This window comes from Photobacterium pectinilyticum (genome assembly GCF_024357955.1).
Taxonomy (GTDB): domain Bacteria; phylum Pseudomonadota; class Gammaproteobacteria; order Enterobacterales; family Vibrionaceae; genus Photobacterium; species Photobacterium pectinilyticum.
In genome coordinates this window covers 54,879-70,710 of sequence record NZ_JANEYT010000007.1, presented here as the reverse complement: position 1 = coordinate 70,710, position 15,832 = coordinate 54,879, and the positions used below count along the sequence as shown (strand labels likewise).

Sequence of the window (15,832 nt, the reverse complement as noted above, 5' to 3'; positions counted from 1 at the left end):
ATTATTATATTTGTCAATAAAGCAAGACATTGCGGCTGGATATTAGGCAGCATTTAATTGATTTACTAGGCAGTAATTTACAACATTTAATTTAATTGACTTAAGATCACATTTTTAGATTTAGTTACAAACAGGTAAAATTAACACAAAACAAACACCCCAAACAAGCTCACCCCCAAATAGAAACAAAAACAACACAAATCGGTAGAAAAAACATGCACTCACGCACACTTTCAAGACAAGGGGAAATTCGCTCGCATTAACTTCTTGAATGATTTTGTGATCTTGATTCACCAAATAACTGGATTTTCATTTAAAAAATTTAATTTGCAGAAATATGACATCTATTTATAAGCATTTGAACTATTCGACTAATACTGTTAGAAATAGTCGCCGTAAAGATACAAGCAAATAATTGAGCTTATTCGGCAATTCAGTTTAACTTTTATATCTTCGGGATTAATAATGAAACCGAGCATTAGCAAAAATAAAATCAAACCGAGGAATATACATAGTTCACAAAATGTATTTCCTATCGACATTCGTTCATTAGGAAGACCATTGAATGCTGCTCAGCAGTCTTTATCCTCCTATATTTATCAAGCGGTGATAGTACTAGAACAAACGCTTAACAATATGACTCGCCGCACAGATTGCCATGTAAAACTACTCAGCTATGGCTTAGAGGTCAGTTACCAAGAAATTAAAGATAGAGAGCCAATTTGTTTTACCCACAATCAATATAATGGTCAATGCTTAGTGAGTATTTCACAACCATTGACCCACCTTATTGCCGAAGCTTTCTATGGCGGTACACCGGACTTTTCTCACCAGAACGCAACCGTGCCAGCAAACGTTACAGGTATCGTTACTGGAGAAGAGAGTCCGGATGGGGACCCCGATACTACCTCTGCCCCAGAAAATAAAATGCCGCTGATGAACGCCAGTGAAAAACGCGTTCAAGCCAGACTTGCCGCGACTTTGCTGAATCAGATCAGCCACCAGTGGCAAGTGGCAACCGAACACACAGCTTTTAAGAATGGCGTATTGCATGCAAAATTCGCGATCCAAATCGAAGATAGCCATGGCGAAATCCACCTCCATCTCGATGATGATCTGTTGCTACAACTGACTGCGCAGGACGTTGTCACCCAGATTGATCCTGCGAAAGTCGATAGCTTGAGGGATATGCACCTCAAACAGGTTCCACTTCGCCTCAATGCGATGTTGAGCCGCCAAACCTTGACCTTAGACCAAGTTATCAACTTAAACGTTGGTGACATCATTTCTACCGAAATCCAAGAAGTTGTCGATGTAAATGCAGGCACGCTACCGCTGTATCAGGCCCATGTTGTAGAGCGTAACGGTCACCTTGTATTGCAAGTTATCGATAACATTACTCCTCAGGAGCGACACTGATTATGAACGAACAAAACATCCAACACCTTCTTGATGGCGATCTGAATATCGACGCCGATGTCGCAGATATTTTCGATACCCCTACGGCATCGGACACATTGGACAACGCGACAAACACAGCACAAAAATCACGAGACCTTGGCTTTTTCCGCCAAATTCCAGTGACCGTTACCTTAGAAGTAGCCAGCACGGATATTGCTTTGGGTGAGCTGTTAACTATTGGCCCTAATTCAGTGATTGAACTGGACAAGCTCAATGGCGAACCGCTGGATGTAAAAGTCAACGGTCGCCTGCTTGGCCATGCTGAAGTCGTGGTAATCAACGACAAGTATGGTCTGCGCCTTACTGACATTGCCGAAGATGCATTGCATGACGTTACCGCATAAAACAACGATGCCTAGCTGGCTGAAGTTCCTTCCTCTCGTGGCATTAATGCTTGGCTTTTCCGGCCAAGCATTAGCGGATCAGGGGATCGCATTTATGTCGGTCTTTGACGGTGATAGTAACCAGGAATACTCGGTTAAAGTTCAGATTTTGCTGCTGATGACGGCGCTGAGCTTTTTACCGTCGATGCTGTTGATGATGACCAGCTTCACCCGGATCATCGTGGTGCTGGCAATTCTCCGTCAAGCTATGGGCTTACAGCAAAGTCCACCTAACCGAATTCTGATCGGTATTGGCCTTACCTTGACCATGCTACTGATGAAGCCGGTCTGGGATCCTATCTATACCGATGCCTACGTGCCTTATGAGACAGGGGAGATCACTCTACAGCAGGCAGTCGCCACTGCGGAGAAACCAATACGAGCCTTCATGCTGGCGCAAACCTATGAAAACTCCCTCGAGCAGATGTTGCGCATTGCTGGCGATCCGCTCGATCTCGAACCCGAAGAAATAAGCTTTGCTGTGCTGATGCCTGCGTTTGTCCTCAGTGAGCTCAGGACCGCTTTTCAAATCGGCTTCATGCTATTCATTCCGTTTCTGATCATCGATATCGTGGTCGCCAGTGTATTGATGGCCATGGGTATGATGATGCTGTCACCGCTGATCATCTCGTTACCGTTTAAGCTGATGGTCTTTGTGATGGTCGATGGCTGGACCATGACGGTCGGTAGCCTAACCGCCAGCTTTGGAGGCTTGTGATGGGCATTGAAGCGACGGCGAGTCTTTATGCTGATGCGATCTATATGATTATCTCCATGGTCGTCATCTTGATTGGTCCAAGTCTGCTGGTCGGCCTGTTGGTAGCGATATTCCAGGCCACCACCCAAATCAATGAACAAACGATGAGTTTTCTACCCCGACTACTCACAACTCTGTTGATGTTGATTTTTGCCGGTCCTTGGTTGCTGCGTAACATTAGCGATTTTTTCACCACACTGTTCCATACGATTGCCAATGTCGTTAGCTGATAGCCTGGTCAACCTCACCTTTGCCGAGATCACGGCGATGGCCGGCCAGTTATGGTGGCCATTTTTTCGTATCTCGGCAGCCTTCATGACCATGCCCTTTTTGGGCAACGCGCATATCAACAATCGCACCCGGCTGCTGTTAGCATTATCCATCTCACTGGTTTGCGCCCCGTTACTGCCGCCAATGCCAGCGGTTGATCCCGTCTCTCTCAAAGCGTTGGTACTGGCCGGAGAGCAAATCATTATCGGTGCCCTGCTCGGTATGTGTTTGCAGTTCCTGTTCGCGGCCATGGCCATGGTCGGCCAAATCATGTCGATGCAAATGGGTTTGGGGATGGCGATGATGAACGATCCCGCCAACGGGGTAACCGTTGCCCTGCTGGGTAACTACTTTCTGATGTTCACCACCTTGCTGTTCCTTGCCTTGGATGGTCACCTTGTGGCTGTCGATATTGTGATCCAGAGCTTTGGTCGCTACCCCGTCGGCGGTGGCTTCGACGAAGTCTCCTTTGCCCGCTTGATTGACTTGTTTAGCTGGATGATGACCGCAGCAGTCACTATCGCTCTGCCAACCATTGCCGCTATGCTCACCGTCAACCTGACTTTCGGGGTAATGAACCGTGCAGCTCCGTCATTGAACGTGTTTGCCTTGGGCTTTCCGATGTCGATGATGCTCGGGCTATGTGCCGTCTTATTATCAACCTCTGGCTTGCCAGGGATCTATGCCGAGCTTTGCCACCAAATTTTGACCGAGATGCGACTGATGGGAGGATACTGACATGTCTCAGCAGCAAAGCAGCCAAGATAAAAGCGAAAAACCCAGCCCCCAGAAACTGCGCAAAGCCAAGCGTGAAGGTCAAGTCGCCCGCTCCAAGGAATTCGTGGTCGGCGTACTGTTTATCACTATTGCAATGTTCCTTTGGGCCTATGGCCACTTCCTCGGCGAGCAAGCCGAGAAGCTGTTTACCATAAACTACCAGCTCAGTGCCGCCGAGCTCAAAGAGCCCGATATCATGGCCCGCAAGCTCGCTGAGAGTGTACGCTTGCTGGCCGGCATTTTTGTCCCGATGGCCATGGTGTTGATCATCATGACCATCCTGGCTTCAATGGTTCCAGGCGGTTGGGTTATGTCGCTCAAACCTATCCAGCCAAAACTCAGTAAAATCAGCCCGCTCGCTGGCCTAAAACGGCTTTTTTCCATCAAGTCACTGGTTGAACTGCTCAAGTCCATCCTTAAGATAGCTCTGCTTTCATCCGTATTGTATGTGCTGCTCGATAATAATCTCACCACCTTGATTGCCGCCCAGCGAGCACCTTTCGAGCAAGGTATGGGGATCACCCTTAGCCATATCATCAAAGCGCTGATCTATTTCGGTGTCGTTGTCCTGCTAATCGGTTTGATTGATATGCCCTACCAGCTATGGAGCCACACCAAAGAGCTGAAGATGACCAAACAGGAAGTGAAGGACGAGCACAAGAACAGCGAAGGTCGTCCAGAGGTCAAGCAGCGGGTCAGGCAAATTCAGCAACAGATGTCTCGCCGCCGAATTGATAATTCAGTTCCGACTGCCGATGTCATTCTGACCAACCCGACTCACTATGCTGTCGCGCTCAAGTATGATCTGAGCCGAGCTGGCGCTCCTTTCGTCGTTGCTAAAGGGGAAGACGAAATGGCTTTCCACATCAAGGCGATTGCCAAAAAACACAACATTGAGGTGATGAACCTGCCGCCACTGGCGCGGGCGATTTATTTCAATACCCGTGTCGATCAGGAAATACCAGGACCGCTGTTTGTCGCCGTGGCCCACGTATTAACATACGTAATGCAGCTCAAGGCCTATAAAGAGGGCAATAAAGAGAAACCTCAGCCTTTGCCAAGCTTTGCGATCCCCAAGCATTTATTAACTAAAAAATAGCTAACCGATACCAGCAACACCACTGATTACTCTCAACCAGCAATTATTACAACAAGCACCGTTATTACAACAAGCACCGTCAACTTTGAGCTAGAAGTCCTATGAAAGCGAAACTGCAACAACTGTTTCCGAACCTGACCACCAGCTATTTTGGGATACCCATTATGCTGCTGGCAATCCTTGCCATGGTCATCTTACCCTTGCCGCCGTGGCTGCTCGATGGCCTGTTCATTTTCAATATCGTACTGGCCGTCATTGTGCTGCTGGTTGCGGTATCGAGCAAACGACCACTAGATTTTTCGGTCTTCCCGACTATCTTGCTGGTCGCTACCTTGATGCGACTGACCCTCAATGTCGCCTCTACCCGGGTGGTATTGCTCAATGGTCACCTCGGTGGTGACTCTGCCGGTAAGGTAATCCAGGCCTTTGGTGATGTGGTTGTCGGTGGTAACTACTTCGTCGGTATTGTCGTTTTCGTCATTCTGATGATCATCAACTTTGTGGTGATCACCAAAGGTGGCGAACGTATCTCGGAAGTATCGGCTCGTTTTACCCTTGATGCCCTGCCTGGTAAACAGATGGCAATTGATGCCGACTTGAATGCCGGCCTGATAGACCAAAACCAAGCCCGAACCCGCCGTGATGACGTAGCCCGAGAAGCGGATTTCTACGGCTCGATGGACGGTGCCTCAAAATTCGTCCGGGGTGATGCCATTGCCGGTTTGATGATCTTGGTCATCAATATCTTGGGCGGTATTACCATTGGTATGGTGCAACATGACTTAGCCGCCAGCGAGGCATTCCAGCGCTTCGCCCTGCTCACCATTGGTGATGGCTTGGTTGCCCAGATCCCATCCTTGCTACTGGCAACCGCTGCCGCCATTATTGTTACCCGGGTCAACGACAGCGGCGATATCTCTGTTGATGTCCACCGCCAGATGCTGGCTTCCACGACAACCTTGTTTACCGCCTCGGCCATCATGTTGATCATTGGCTTGGTGCCGGGTATGCCGCACCTTGCGTTCTTCATCTTTGCCGCCGTCTTAGCCTATGCCGGCTGGAAACAAAGACGGATTGAAAACGATCCCGAACCGCTCGAACAGGCTGAAGCTGTTGCCGAAGCGATTGCCCAAGACAACGCCCCAACCCTTGGCTGGAATGACGTTCCGGTGGTTAACCCTATTGCCCTCGAGCTGGGTTATCGATTAGTGAACTTGGTCGATAAAAACCAAGGGGAACCACTCGCGCAGCGGATCCGCGGGGTAAGGAAAACGATAACCGAACAGGTGGGCTTTTTGATCCCAGAAATCGCTATTCGCGATAATCTCAAGCTCAAACCAACTCAATATTCATTACTGCTCCATGGTGAGGTTATCTCACAAGGCGATATTGACCCTGAGCGCCTAATGGCCCTTGCCGTCGGTGAAGTGTATGGCCAACTCGATGGCGTACTCGGTAAAGATCCGGCCTACAACCTTGATGCGGTATGGATTGAACCAGCCAATAAACCCCAAGCACTTAATCAGGGCTATTCCGTGGTTGATGGCGCGACGGTGGTGGCGACCCATCTGAGCAAAATCATCAAGGAACATCTCGCTGAGCTCTTTTGTCACGATGATGTCGAACGCTTGATGGAACGCTTAGGTGGCTCGGCTCCAAAACTCATGGAAGCCCTCACCAGCCAGCTAAACCACCAGCAGCAAATGCGTGTTTTCCGCCAACTTCTTATCGATCAGATGCCTATCAAAGATATAGCTAACATCGCTTCCATCATGGTTGAAAGTAGTGAAATCACCAAAGACCCGATCCTGATCGCTGCCGATGTGCGCTGTGGACTCAAGCGTTCGCTGACCAATAGCCTGGTTGGTTCAAGCAAAGATTTCAATATCTATACCCTGAGTGACAACCTCGAGAAAATGCTACTGACATCGTTGAGCAAAGCCCAACAAAGTGGCGGCCAAACAGCACTTGATAGCTTCCCTGTCGAGCCAACTCTGCTAGCCCAGCTGCAGCAGAATATGCCCGCAGTCAAAGAGCAATTGAAGCAAAATGGCTTCAAACCCATCTTGCTGGTCACGCCGCAGCTAAGACCACTTCTGGCCCGTTACGCCCGCACCTTCGCCAAAGGACTGTTCGTGCTTTCGTACAACGAGATCCCTGAAGATAAAAATATCAATGTGCTTGGTCACTTGGGCTAAAAACCGCCATGCTCTCTGGACCGGATACATTGTGTATCCGGTCTTTCATTCGCTCCCCAAAAAGCGTAATTACGCAAACTGACACTAAATTAAGTCAATAAAAATCCGACGAAACCACGATCTTGACACAAAAAGATAACACCGGTTTTTTTCTTATCCATCAAACACTTCAACATAACAACACATTCTGTGTGCAACATCCCTATAAAGAACAACCATTCTCATGACATAACTATCCGCATTTATCACTTTACCCATGATAAAATTATGGTATAAATCCAACGCAAACGATTGCGCAACTCATATAAACTGATTGTGCGATATATATAAAGTTACCGAATGCGAGGTTATGGTCGCCCATGAAAAGTGATATTGAAATTTGCCGTGATACAACGCTTACGCCGATTGATCACATCGCTCAGCGGGCTGGCCTGCTACCTGAAGACCTGACTCCGCAGGGCTCATTGAAAGCCAAAGTAAAGCCTTCAATCCTAAAACGTCTGGCCGATCACGAAGAAGGTAAACTGGTTGTGGTCACCGCTATCACGCCAACCCCATTGGGTGAAGGTAAGACCGTTACCACAATCGGTCTAGCCCAAGGTCTGGCTAAAATCAACCAGTCGGTAATGGCATGTATCCGCCAGCCTTCCATGGGCCCAGTGTTTGGTGTTAAAGGTGGCGCTGCCGGCGGTGGTTTCAGCCAAGTCGCCCCGATGGAAAAACTGAACCTTCACCTGACCGGTGATATCCACGCCGTAACAGCAGCCCATAACCTTGCTGCCGCTGCTATTGATGCCCGCGTCTATCACGAAGAGCGCCACGGTTACGAAGGCTTTAGCGAAAAAACCGGAATGCAAGCCCTTCGCATTGATAGGGAGCGCATCGTCTGGAGGCGGGTGATGGATCACAATGACCGTGCTCTTCGCATGATCACTGTGGGTAAGAACCAACCGGGTAAAACCATCAACGGTATTGAACGTGAAGATGGCTTTGATATCTCGGCGGCTTCTGAACTTATGGCTATCCTTGCCCTGTCAAAAGATTTGGCTGACATGCGTCAGCGTATCGGCCGTGTCGTATTGGCTTATGATCTTGATGGCAAGCCTGTAACGGCAGAAGATCTTCAGGTTGCCGGGGCCATGGCAGTGACCATGATTGAAGCTATTGAGCCAACCATGATGCAAACCCTAGAAGGGGTACCGACACTGATCCACGCCGGTCCTTTTGCCAACATCGCTCACGGCAACTCGTCTATCATTGCTGACCGTATCGCGCTTAAACTTGCTGATTACACCATTACCGAAGGCGGTTTCGGCTCGGACATGGGCTTTGAGAAAGCCTGTAACATCAAGGCACAACAAGCAGGCCGTGGGCCAGACTGTGCTGTGGTAGTGGCGACCCTGCGCGGTCTTAAAGCTAACTCAGGCCTATATGACCTACGTCCGGGCCAAGCCCTGCCGCAAGCCATCTTCGAACAAGACGAAAAAGCACTGATTGCCGGGTTCGACAACCTGAAATGGCACATCAACAATGCAGCCAAGTACGGTGTACCTGTCGTGGTAGCCATCAACCGCTTCCCGCAAGACACGGATGCTGAATTGGCACAACTAAAAGAAATGGTTGAAGCCGAGCAATTTACAACCCACGTTGATGTCGCGATCAGCGAAGCCTTTGGCAAAGGGGGTGAAGGTGCGGTTGAACTGGCTAACGCCGTGACCCGTGCCTGTGAAACACCCGCTAACTTCAAGCCGCTCTACGACTTATCACAGTCTTTGGAAGAGAAGCTAATGACGGTTGCTGAAGTCGGCTACGGCTGCCGCGGTGTCGAACTGTCTGATTTGGCCAAAGAGCAACTTGCCCAGTTCAAAGCCCAGGGTTACGACAACCTTGCACTATGCATGGCGAAAACACCACTGTCTATCAGCCATGACCCAAGCCTGAAAGGCGCACCAAGCGACTTTTTGGTACCGATCCGTGAGCTAAAATTATGCGCTGGTGCCGGTTTCGTTTATGCCCTGTGTGGTAACGTAATGACCATGCCAGGCCTATCAGAGAAGCCAGCCTACCTGGGACTGGATATTGATAATGACGGCAATATCGTCGGCTTGAGCTAACGCTCGTTACCTACTAAGAACGCCAGCTTTCGCTGGCGTTCTTGTTTTTACCTGCCTAGGTAATCATTGTCGTGGAACGTTCTGACCCATTGCGGTTGGTAAACCACCAGCAAAGTGATCGCCATTCCGTTAAGCAATGCCTCGGGAAACAATAACAGTGGCGTCAGCACCAGATAATTATCGACAATGTAGTACCAACTATAGAGACCACTGAGCCACATCACCGTACCATTAAGCAATTGATGGGCCGCAATGGTTAACGCACCGTTAAGAAAAGCAGCAACAAAAATATAAACAAATAAGTGCCGTGCCAGATAACAATACGCCAAACGAAACAGGTAAAAACTCAGCCAAGCAGGGAAAATGACTGAAACCAGCAAGTAATTCCCTATTTCGACTATCGGCAACAAGCCAAATAGCGCCAACAACAGAGTCGGAATAACCCCTATCAGCACAGCGATCCTCCAGCCATGGCACAATGCCACTGTGGTCATCGCCAAAAAATGTACTTGTAGCCCATCGGACAGCCCGGCCTTGAGGCTCCAAAGTAAAAAAAGCACCACCATACTGGCCAAGACCCAGTGCTGGTAGTCTTTCTCTGCACGAAACTTAGGCCAGAAATCCCTTGGAAAGCCCAGCACGAGTATTACGGCCGTCGCTACAAAACCCGCTAATTGGAACCCACTCAACGCACCTGACATCCTTTCCCCCACTCTTTGCCTATCCTTTACATCTGACCTTTAAGTAGACTGACCCACTCCACCACCAGAATAAAACACAAACAACGTGCTTCAGAACAATCATCTCAATCCAACAAACCCTAAAATCCATGTAATAATTAAGGACATAGTTTAATTTTATCGCCTAATCATAGTGGCTTTGGATAGACTTTATGCGATTAGTAATTTTTAACAAAAAAAAGTTAGCAAGACGTAACTAGATCAATTTATTTTCGTTTTATCCTGTTAACCTCAATGCCAGCTCAATAAAAAAATTAAGGCCTATCATTATGGAAATGACCAACGCGCAACGCCTGATCCTATCTAACCAGTATTACTTGATGTCTAAACTCACGCCTGAGAACGAAACTAAGTACCGCCGTCTGCAGACTATCGTAGAACGCGGTTACGGCCTACAAATGCGTGAGCTGGATAAAGAGTTCGGTGACCTGCCTGAAGATAACTGCCGTGAAATCATCGATTTTATGGAAATGCACCACGCAATGCAGGAATCTTACAAAATGCTGTCTGACGACAACCAGAGCCAGGTTGATCAGCGCCGCCTTCAATTCCTAGGCTTTGATGCCGCCTCAGAAGCACAGCATGTCCACTATGTGCGCTTCCTAACAGAGGAAGAGGGTCTGTACCCACAATTCGACAAGGCAGAGCACATGTTCAACAGTCAGGTGCCGATGTTGGAAAAATACCAACGTATGCTTCGCACCTGGCGCAACTGCCCGCGTCAGTACCACTTGTCTACCGCTGAAATCCAGCAGATTCTAAACGCCTAACCTGACGACGCTATCCCCCAAGCCGGAGCCTTTGCTCCGGCTTGTTACTTCTGCCACTTGACATCCTCTCCCCCTTAGTAAAAATGTGAGCCCAGCCATTAAATACTCGCAACTTGTGTCAACTTTGACCCTTAGCCAGTATTAAACGTGGTAAAAGCGATAAACCACAAATAATTCAAATTATTAGCCCGTGATTGCACTACTCTTGGTGCCGTTTTCCCTGTATACAAAGAAACATTCTGGTTGGTTGATCTCCGATGATGAAACTTATCTATGCCGTCATACTCCTTTTTTCGTTCTCAAGTTGGGCCAAGCCAACTGATCAACTGATCAACTGATCATCCTAACCACGTTTACTGTTGAGTCGCTACACCCCATATTGAAGCAGTTTCAACAACAATACCCCGAAGTCCACTTCACTATACTCCACCGACGGGAAACTTCTGGCCTACGCCTGCTCAGCCACGAAGACCATGACATCGACATCGTAATTTCCTCTTCGCGGTCACTGTTTACACCGTTGGTCGACGAGGATCGCTTATTGCCGCTCAACGCTTTGAATTTCGATTCGACGTTTCAGCAACAACGTTTTATGCAAGACTCCATCGCCAATGTCGCTATCTTCGGCTATTCCGGTTACGGGCTAATGTGGAACAAGGACTACATCAAAAAACATCAACTCCCTGTACCTAACAAGTGGGAAAGCCTTGCCGACCCGCGCTACTCCCGTCATCTGGTTATGAGCAGTCCGGCTCGTTCCGGTACAACGCATATCATGGTCGAAAACATCCTCCAGCAGTATGGTTGGAAGAACGGGTGGCAGTTGTTGTTGCAAATCGGTGGCAACCTATCATCGATTTCGGCCCGTAGCTATGGCACCAAGAACAGTATTGCCCGCGGATTGGCCGGTATAGGGCCGATCATTGACAGTTATGCCCATGAAAGCCAAAAGCTGTTCCCCTTTATCAATTTTTCCTACCAGCCTAAAAGCCCGCTGTTACCCAGCTATGTTGCAGCGGTGAAAAATATCAACCAAGCAAAGCGAAGCATTGAATTTATTGAATTCTTACTCTCGGACGAGATCCAGCAAACCTTGTCGACCAGCTCACTCAACAAATATGCCCTACATCAAACCATGGCCCAGCCATTTGAAGTCGCCTCGATTGACCACCAACTAATGGAAGAGCGCTCACTCCTGGTCAAGCAGCTGTTTGAGCAAAGCATCAACCACCAGCTTATTCGGCTTAACCAGGCTTGGCAGCTGATCCACAAGGTCAAGCAACTGACCCCGCTGACAGCGGAAGAGCAGCGTCAGTACAACTTGGCGATCAAGTTGGCCTCTACACCACCGATATCCGAAGCCCAGTCACGAAATCCTCAGTTACGAAAAGCGGTTACCATGTCGAAAACCGACATGCACACGACGCACCTCATCAAGGAATGGCGTACTTTGATGACCAATCAGCTCAATCAGGCCATTAGTATCTGCGAGCAGTTGCTCGATAACCACAAGCAGAAAGGTGCCGGCGAATGAGGTTCGGCAACACCATTGGCAACCGCCTTATTGCGTCGATTGCCGTAATGGCTTTACTCACCATCAGTGTCAGCCTGATCGCCATCTATAACTGGGAAAGCCTGGACGATCAAATCCAGACCATGGTCGATAAGAATATGCCGACCCTGCGAGCTAGCTACCAACTGGAGCGCAATACTGCCGGCCTGCAAGCCGCTCTGAACTTGCTCAGCAACAATACCGATCCAATCCTTCATGCGGATCTGAAGCAAAATATCAACAACAAGCTGACCAAGATCAACGAGGCAATCGTGCAGACCGCCAGCCTAAAATACCACTCAGCCATCAAGAGTGAACACGACACCCTGTTCAATGACATCAACGCCTATGCTGATCTGCTGTACCAGCGCAATACCCATCTTTATGTGCTGGCACAAACCGAAAGCAACATCAAATGGCTTCACCATGACATGGTTGACGAGCTTACCCCCATCCGCCAAGAGGTAGAATGGCAGCTGACACGGATGCTGCCCAATGCCTTGGTATCGAGCACCATCAATGAAGTCATGACCGAGTTCTCTCTGCTGCAGGCCATCACCGTCAAGGAAAATGAACTGCACCAGCTGGTGCAAGAAATCATTTTGCAGCGGCAGGAAAGGGATATTGTCAACGCCTTCTATTTCATTGGTTACAAAACCAAAGAAATCAGCCAAATGAGCCAAAGCTTGAGCCACTACACCTCGACTGTCTCATACCGTCAGCTGCTCAACGAACTAATTGCCTTGGTCGAACCCGGCGGGATCCTAGAAAAGCAACTACTGCAGGACTACAAAATCTATCAGCAGATCACCAGCTACCAAGACAAGATCCAAGCCCAACTGGCTTATCAGGAAGCGCTTATCCTGACGATGGTGGAACAAGAAGATGCCTCGCTCAACGTACTGAATGAGAAAACCCGTCAGGCGATTTCCATCAGTAGTCTGATCTTGTTCGGCACCATGGTGGTCACCTTGTTCCTATCGGTAATGTTGTCGATTTACTTGGTCGGTCAGGGCATAGTCAAACGTTTGAACCTCCTATCCCAGGATCTCATGGCGGTTGCCAACAACCAACTCGACGCACAAATTCAAGTGTCCGGTAATGACGAAATCGGCCAATTAGGCGATAACCTGCGCCACTTCTGCCGCCAAATGCAGGAAATGCAGCAGAGCAATGCCCTGAACCTGATCAACAACACTCAAGCCAGTATCATTACCTGCAACCTTGCCGGTATTATCGAGTCGGTCAACCCCAGTGCCCTGAACCTTTTCGACAATATTGAAATGCCAAAGAACCGGTCAATTTGGGAGCTTTTCAGTCCGACCATGTATGCCCGGTTGCAGTCATTATTTACCGAAACCAGTCCGCTATTTAGTTTAGGTGGATGCAACCTGACCTTGAAGCAAAAGAAGCTCGACCAAGAAAACCTCTATTTGCGTTTGGACTTCCGCCTGTTTCAGCAAGGCCAGAATGAAAAGGTGATCATCACTATGACTGATATCACCGAGCAGGAAAAAGCCGCCCGCTGGCTGGAAAAAATGGTGAGGGAAAAAACCCACTCGCTCACCAGTCGCAACCGCCAGTTGAAGCTGGAAATCGAAGATCGCAAACGGGTGGAAGATGACTTGCGCGCAACCCAGGACGAATTGATCCAAGCGGCGAAAATGGCAGTGGTAGGCCAGACTATGACCTCGCTGGCCCATGAGCTGAACCAACCACTCTCGGCTATTTCAACCCATATATTCACGGCCAAGCTGGCATTGGACAAACAACGGCTGGAGCAGCTATCGGCTTCGCTGGAGAAAGTGGAAAGCCTTGCCGCCCGGATGGGACGGATCATCGCGAGTCTGAAGAGTTTCTCCAAGAAACAATCATCTGACAATCCAATGAAGCCGGTAGAGCTCAACGCTTCGATCAAACAAGCGATGATGATTGTAGAAAGCCGGGCCAAGGTACAACAAACGGAAATCCGTAACCAGCTTACCACTTCATGCTACTGCTACGCCGATCAGATCCAGCTCGAGCAGGTCTTGGTCAACCTACTGGTGAATAGCTGTGATGCCGTCGCTGGTTGCGAACAGCGCATCATTACCCTCGAATCCCTTGGTTGCCAGGCTGGTCGATGTTGCCTGGCAGTCAGCGATAGCGGCAATGGATTTTCCGTCGAAATAATCGAAAAACTCTTTATACCATTTACAACAACAAAAGAGGTGGGACTGGGCCTTGGCTTAAGTATCTGCCGTTCAATCATGAACCGCCTTGATGGTGATATTTTCCTCGCCTCGAACCTACAAGGTGGTGCCATGGTCGTGTTGGAGCTTAAAAATTATGATAATGAATAATGATATCGAAGTACTAATCATTGATGATGACCAAGACGTGTTGGATTCATACCAGCAACTGCTTGAAATGTCAGGTTTTAAAGTCAAAGCCATTACAGACCCAACACTGGCGACTACCTTGTTGCACAAAAACTGGCCCGGTGTTGTAGTGACCGACATGTATATGCCAGGGCTCAGCGGGATGGATTTACTGGAATATATCAAAGGCCTTGATCCCGAGCTGCCGGTCATTATGATCACGGGACACGGTGACATCCCAATGGCCGTCGATGCCGTCAAGCGCGGCGCACTCGACTTCCTGCAAAAACCGCTACAGCCCGCCGAATTATTAGAGTTACTCGGCAAGCACCTTCCGACCAGAAAGGCCGTGATTGAACAGCGTGAGGCCATCGGTCAGTCCACCCACGATGTGTTACTGGGTGAAAGCCCACTGATAGTTAAAATCCGTGAAAAAGTCACCCAGATAGCCTTGACGTCGAAGGATGTCCTGGTTGAAGGTGAAAACGGTACCGGTCGCCATACCGTGACCAAACTGCTGCACCAACACAGCCAGATGAACAAAGGGCCGTTCGTTGCCACCCTGGGCAGTAACATTACCTGCACCGCCGATCTGCAACGAGCGATGATTTCCGCCCGCAGCGGTAGCATCAGCCTCAACGAACCACAAAACATGCCATTAGAAGCCCACCAATGGCTGTGCCGATTCTTGCTCGAACAAGAACGCCAAAATAAGAAAGAGGTCCGGGTATTGGCAATCACAGGAGCCAACCCTGAGGCTTTGGTTGAGCGGGAAGTCTTGCTGCCCGAGCTGTTTTATTTCCTGAGCCAAGTTCGCTTCCAGCTGCCACCTCTTCGTCAACGAGTCAGCGATATCGCCCCGCTGTTCAAGTACTTCCTAAAGCAAAGTTGCCAGAAGCTCCACAAGGCCGTACCTGGGATCGACAAAGCCTATATCAACACGCTAAACCGCCACGAGTGGAGTGGGAATGTCCTTGAGCTGAAAAACGTAGCCGAGCTGTACGCGATAGGCATCGTTAAACTGGCCGGACAGGACCGCACCAAACCGCTGGAGCATATGAGCAGCCCGCTGGATGATCTGGTCGACAGCTACGAGAAGCAAGTGATTGAAGATGCGCTGTATCTGTTTGCTGGCCGGATCAACGATGTCTCCAACTACCTCCAGATCCCGCGCAAGAAGTTGTACCTTCGGATGAAAAAACACAATTTGGATAAAGCCGAGTACAAAGCGAGAAGCTAAATAATACCAATTGGGATAAGTCGTTGATCAAGTATTTATGTAGGTTGGTATAACGGCATAACATAGCAAAAAGCTCAGGAGCACGCTCCTGAGCTTAAGATCTAAAACAGT

General features: G+C 48.9%; 13 protein-coding genes. 12 read left to right on the top strand and 1 reads right to left on the bottom strand.

All coding sequences use genetic code 11. The features are described 5' to 3' along the window. The first annotated feature begins 465 nt into the window (after nucleotides 1–465). From NHN17_RS04920 to NHN17_RS04885, 8 genes are all read left to right on the top strand, one after another. Nucleotides 466–1,419, top strand: coding sequence for a FliM/FliN family flagellar motor switch protein (locus NHN17_RS04920; RefSeq protein ID WP_255041014.1), 954 nt, complete (start codon nucleotides 466–468; stop codon nucleotides 1,417–1,419). A gap of 2 nt (nucleotides 1,420–1,421) precedes the next feature. Then, the gene (gene fliN, locus NHN17_RS04915; protein WP_255041013.1) at nucleotides 1,422–1,805 is read left to right on the top strand and encodes a flagellar motor switch protein FliN; all 384 of its coding nucleotides are present in this window, start codon (nucleotides 1,422–1,424) and stop codon (nucleotides 1,803–1,805) included. 46 nt (nucleotides 1,806–1,851) lie between these two features. Then, the gene (fliP, locus tag NHN17_RS04910) at nucleotides 1,852–2,562 is read left to right on the top strand and encodes a flagellar type III secretion system pore protein FliP (protein WP_255041071.1); all 711 of its coding nucleotides are present in this window, start codon (nucleotides 1,852–1,854) and stop codon (nucleotides 2,560–2,562) included. Continuing rightward, nucleotides 2,562–2,831 (top strand): flagellar biosynthesis protein FliQ, encoded by a 270-nt coding sequence (gene fliQ / locus NHN17_RS04905; RefSeq protein ID WP_255041012.1) that lies wholly within the window; start codon nucleotides 2,562–2,564, stop codon nucleotides 2,829–2,831. The genes fliP and fliQ overlap by 1 nt, the downstream gene beginning before the upstream one ends. After that, nucleotides 2,818–3,609 (top strand): flagellar biosynthetic protein FliR, encoded by a 792-nt coding sequence (fliR, locus tag NHN17_RS04900; RefSeq protein ID WP_255041011.1) that lies wholly within the window; start codon nucleotides 2,818–2,820, stop codon nucleotides 3,607–3,609. Before fliQ ends, fliR begins: the two co-directional genes overlap by 14 nt. Nucleotide 3,610: 1 nt before the next feature. Continuing rightward, nucleotides 3,611–4,747 carry a flagellar biosynthesis protein FlhB gene (flhB, locus tag NHN17_RS04895; protein ID WP_255041010.1) on the top strand — a complete coding sequence of 379 codons (1,137 nt, stop codon included), beginning with the start codon at nucleotides 3,611–3,613 and terminating at the stop codon, nucleotides 4,745–4,747. 101 nt (nucleotides 4,748–4,848) lie between these two features. After that, on the top strand, nucleotides 4,849–6,945 hold the full coding sequence (gene flhA / locus NHN17_RS04890; RefSeq protein ID WP_255041009.1) for a flagellar biosynthesis protein FlhA: 2,097 nt from the start codon (nucleotides 4,849–4,851) through the stop codon (nucleotides 6,943–6,945). Nucleotides 6,946–7,304: 359 nt separating this feature from the next. After that, nucleotides 7,305–9,059 (top strand): formate--tetrahydrofolate ligase, encoded by a 1,755-nt coding sequence (locus NHN17_RS04885; protein ID WP_255041008.1) that lies wholly within the window; start codon nucleotides 7,305–7,307, stop codon nucleotides 9,057–9,059. A gap of 47 nt (nucleotides 9,060–9,106) precedes the next feature. On the opposite strand, the gene NHN17_RS04880 is transcribed toward NHN17_RS04885, so the two are convergent. Next, complete coding sequence (locus NHN17_RS04880; protein WP_255041007.1) at nucleotides 9,107–9,760, bottom strand: hypothetical protein; 654 nt, start codon at nucleotides 9,758–9,760, stop codon at nucleotides 9,107–9,109. Between the two features lie 308 nt (nucleotides 9,761–10,068). Between NHN17_RS04880 and NHN17_RS04875 the strand changes: the two genes are divergently transcribed. The 4 genes from NHN17_RS04875 (at nucleotide 10,069) to NHN17_RS04860 (ending at nucleotide 15,721) form a co-directional block, all read left to right on the top strand. After that, nucleotides 10,069–10,569: a YfbU family protein gene (locus NHN17_RS04875; RefSeq protein WP_255041006.1), complete on the top strand. Its 501-nt coding sequence runs from the start codon at nucleotides 10,069–10,071 to the stop codon at nucleotides 10,567–10,569. Nucleotides 10,570–10,903: 334 nt separating this feature from the next. Further along, a complete protein-coding gene (locus NHN17_RS04870; RefSeq protein WP_373689542.1) occupies nucleotides 10,904–12,103 on the top strand; it encodes an ABC transporter substrate-binding protein in 1,200 nt (399 codons plus the stop codon). Next, the gene (locus NHN17_RS04865) at nucleotides 12,100–14,463 is read left to right on the top strand and encodes an ATP-binding protein (RefSeq protein WP_255041004.1); all 2,364 of its coding nucleotides are present in this window, start codon (nucleotides 12,100–12,102) and stop codon (nucleotides 14,461–14,463) included. The genes NHN17_RS04870 and NHN17_RS04865 overlap by 4 nt, the downstream gene beginning before the upstream one ends. After that, a complete protein-coding gene (locus NHN17_RS04860) occupies nucleotides 14,450–15,721 on the top strand; it encodes a sigma-54-dependent transcriptional regulator (RefSeq protein WP_255041003.1) in 1,272 nt (423 codons plus the stop codon). Before NHN17_RS04865 ends, NHN17_RS04860 begins: the two co-directional genes overlap by 14 nt. Nucleotides 15,722–15,832 lie beyond the last annotated feature (111 nt).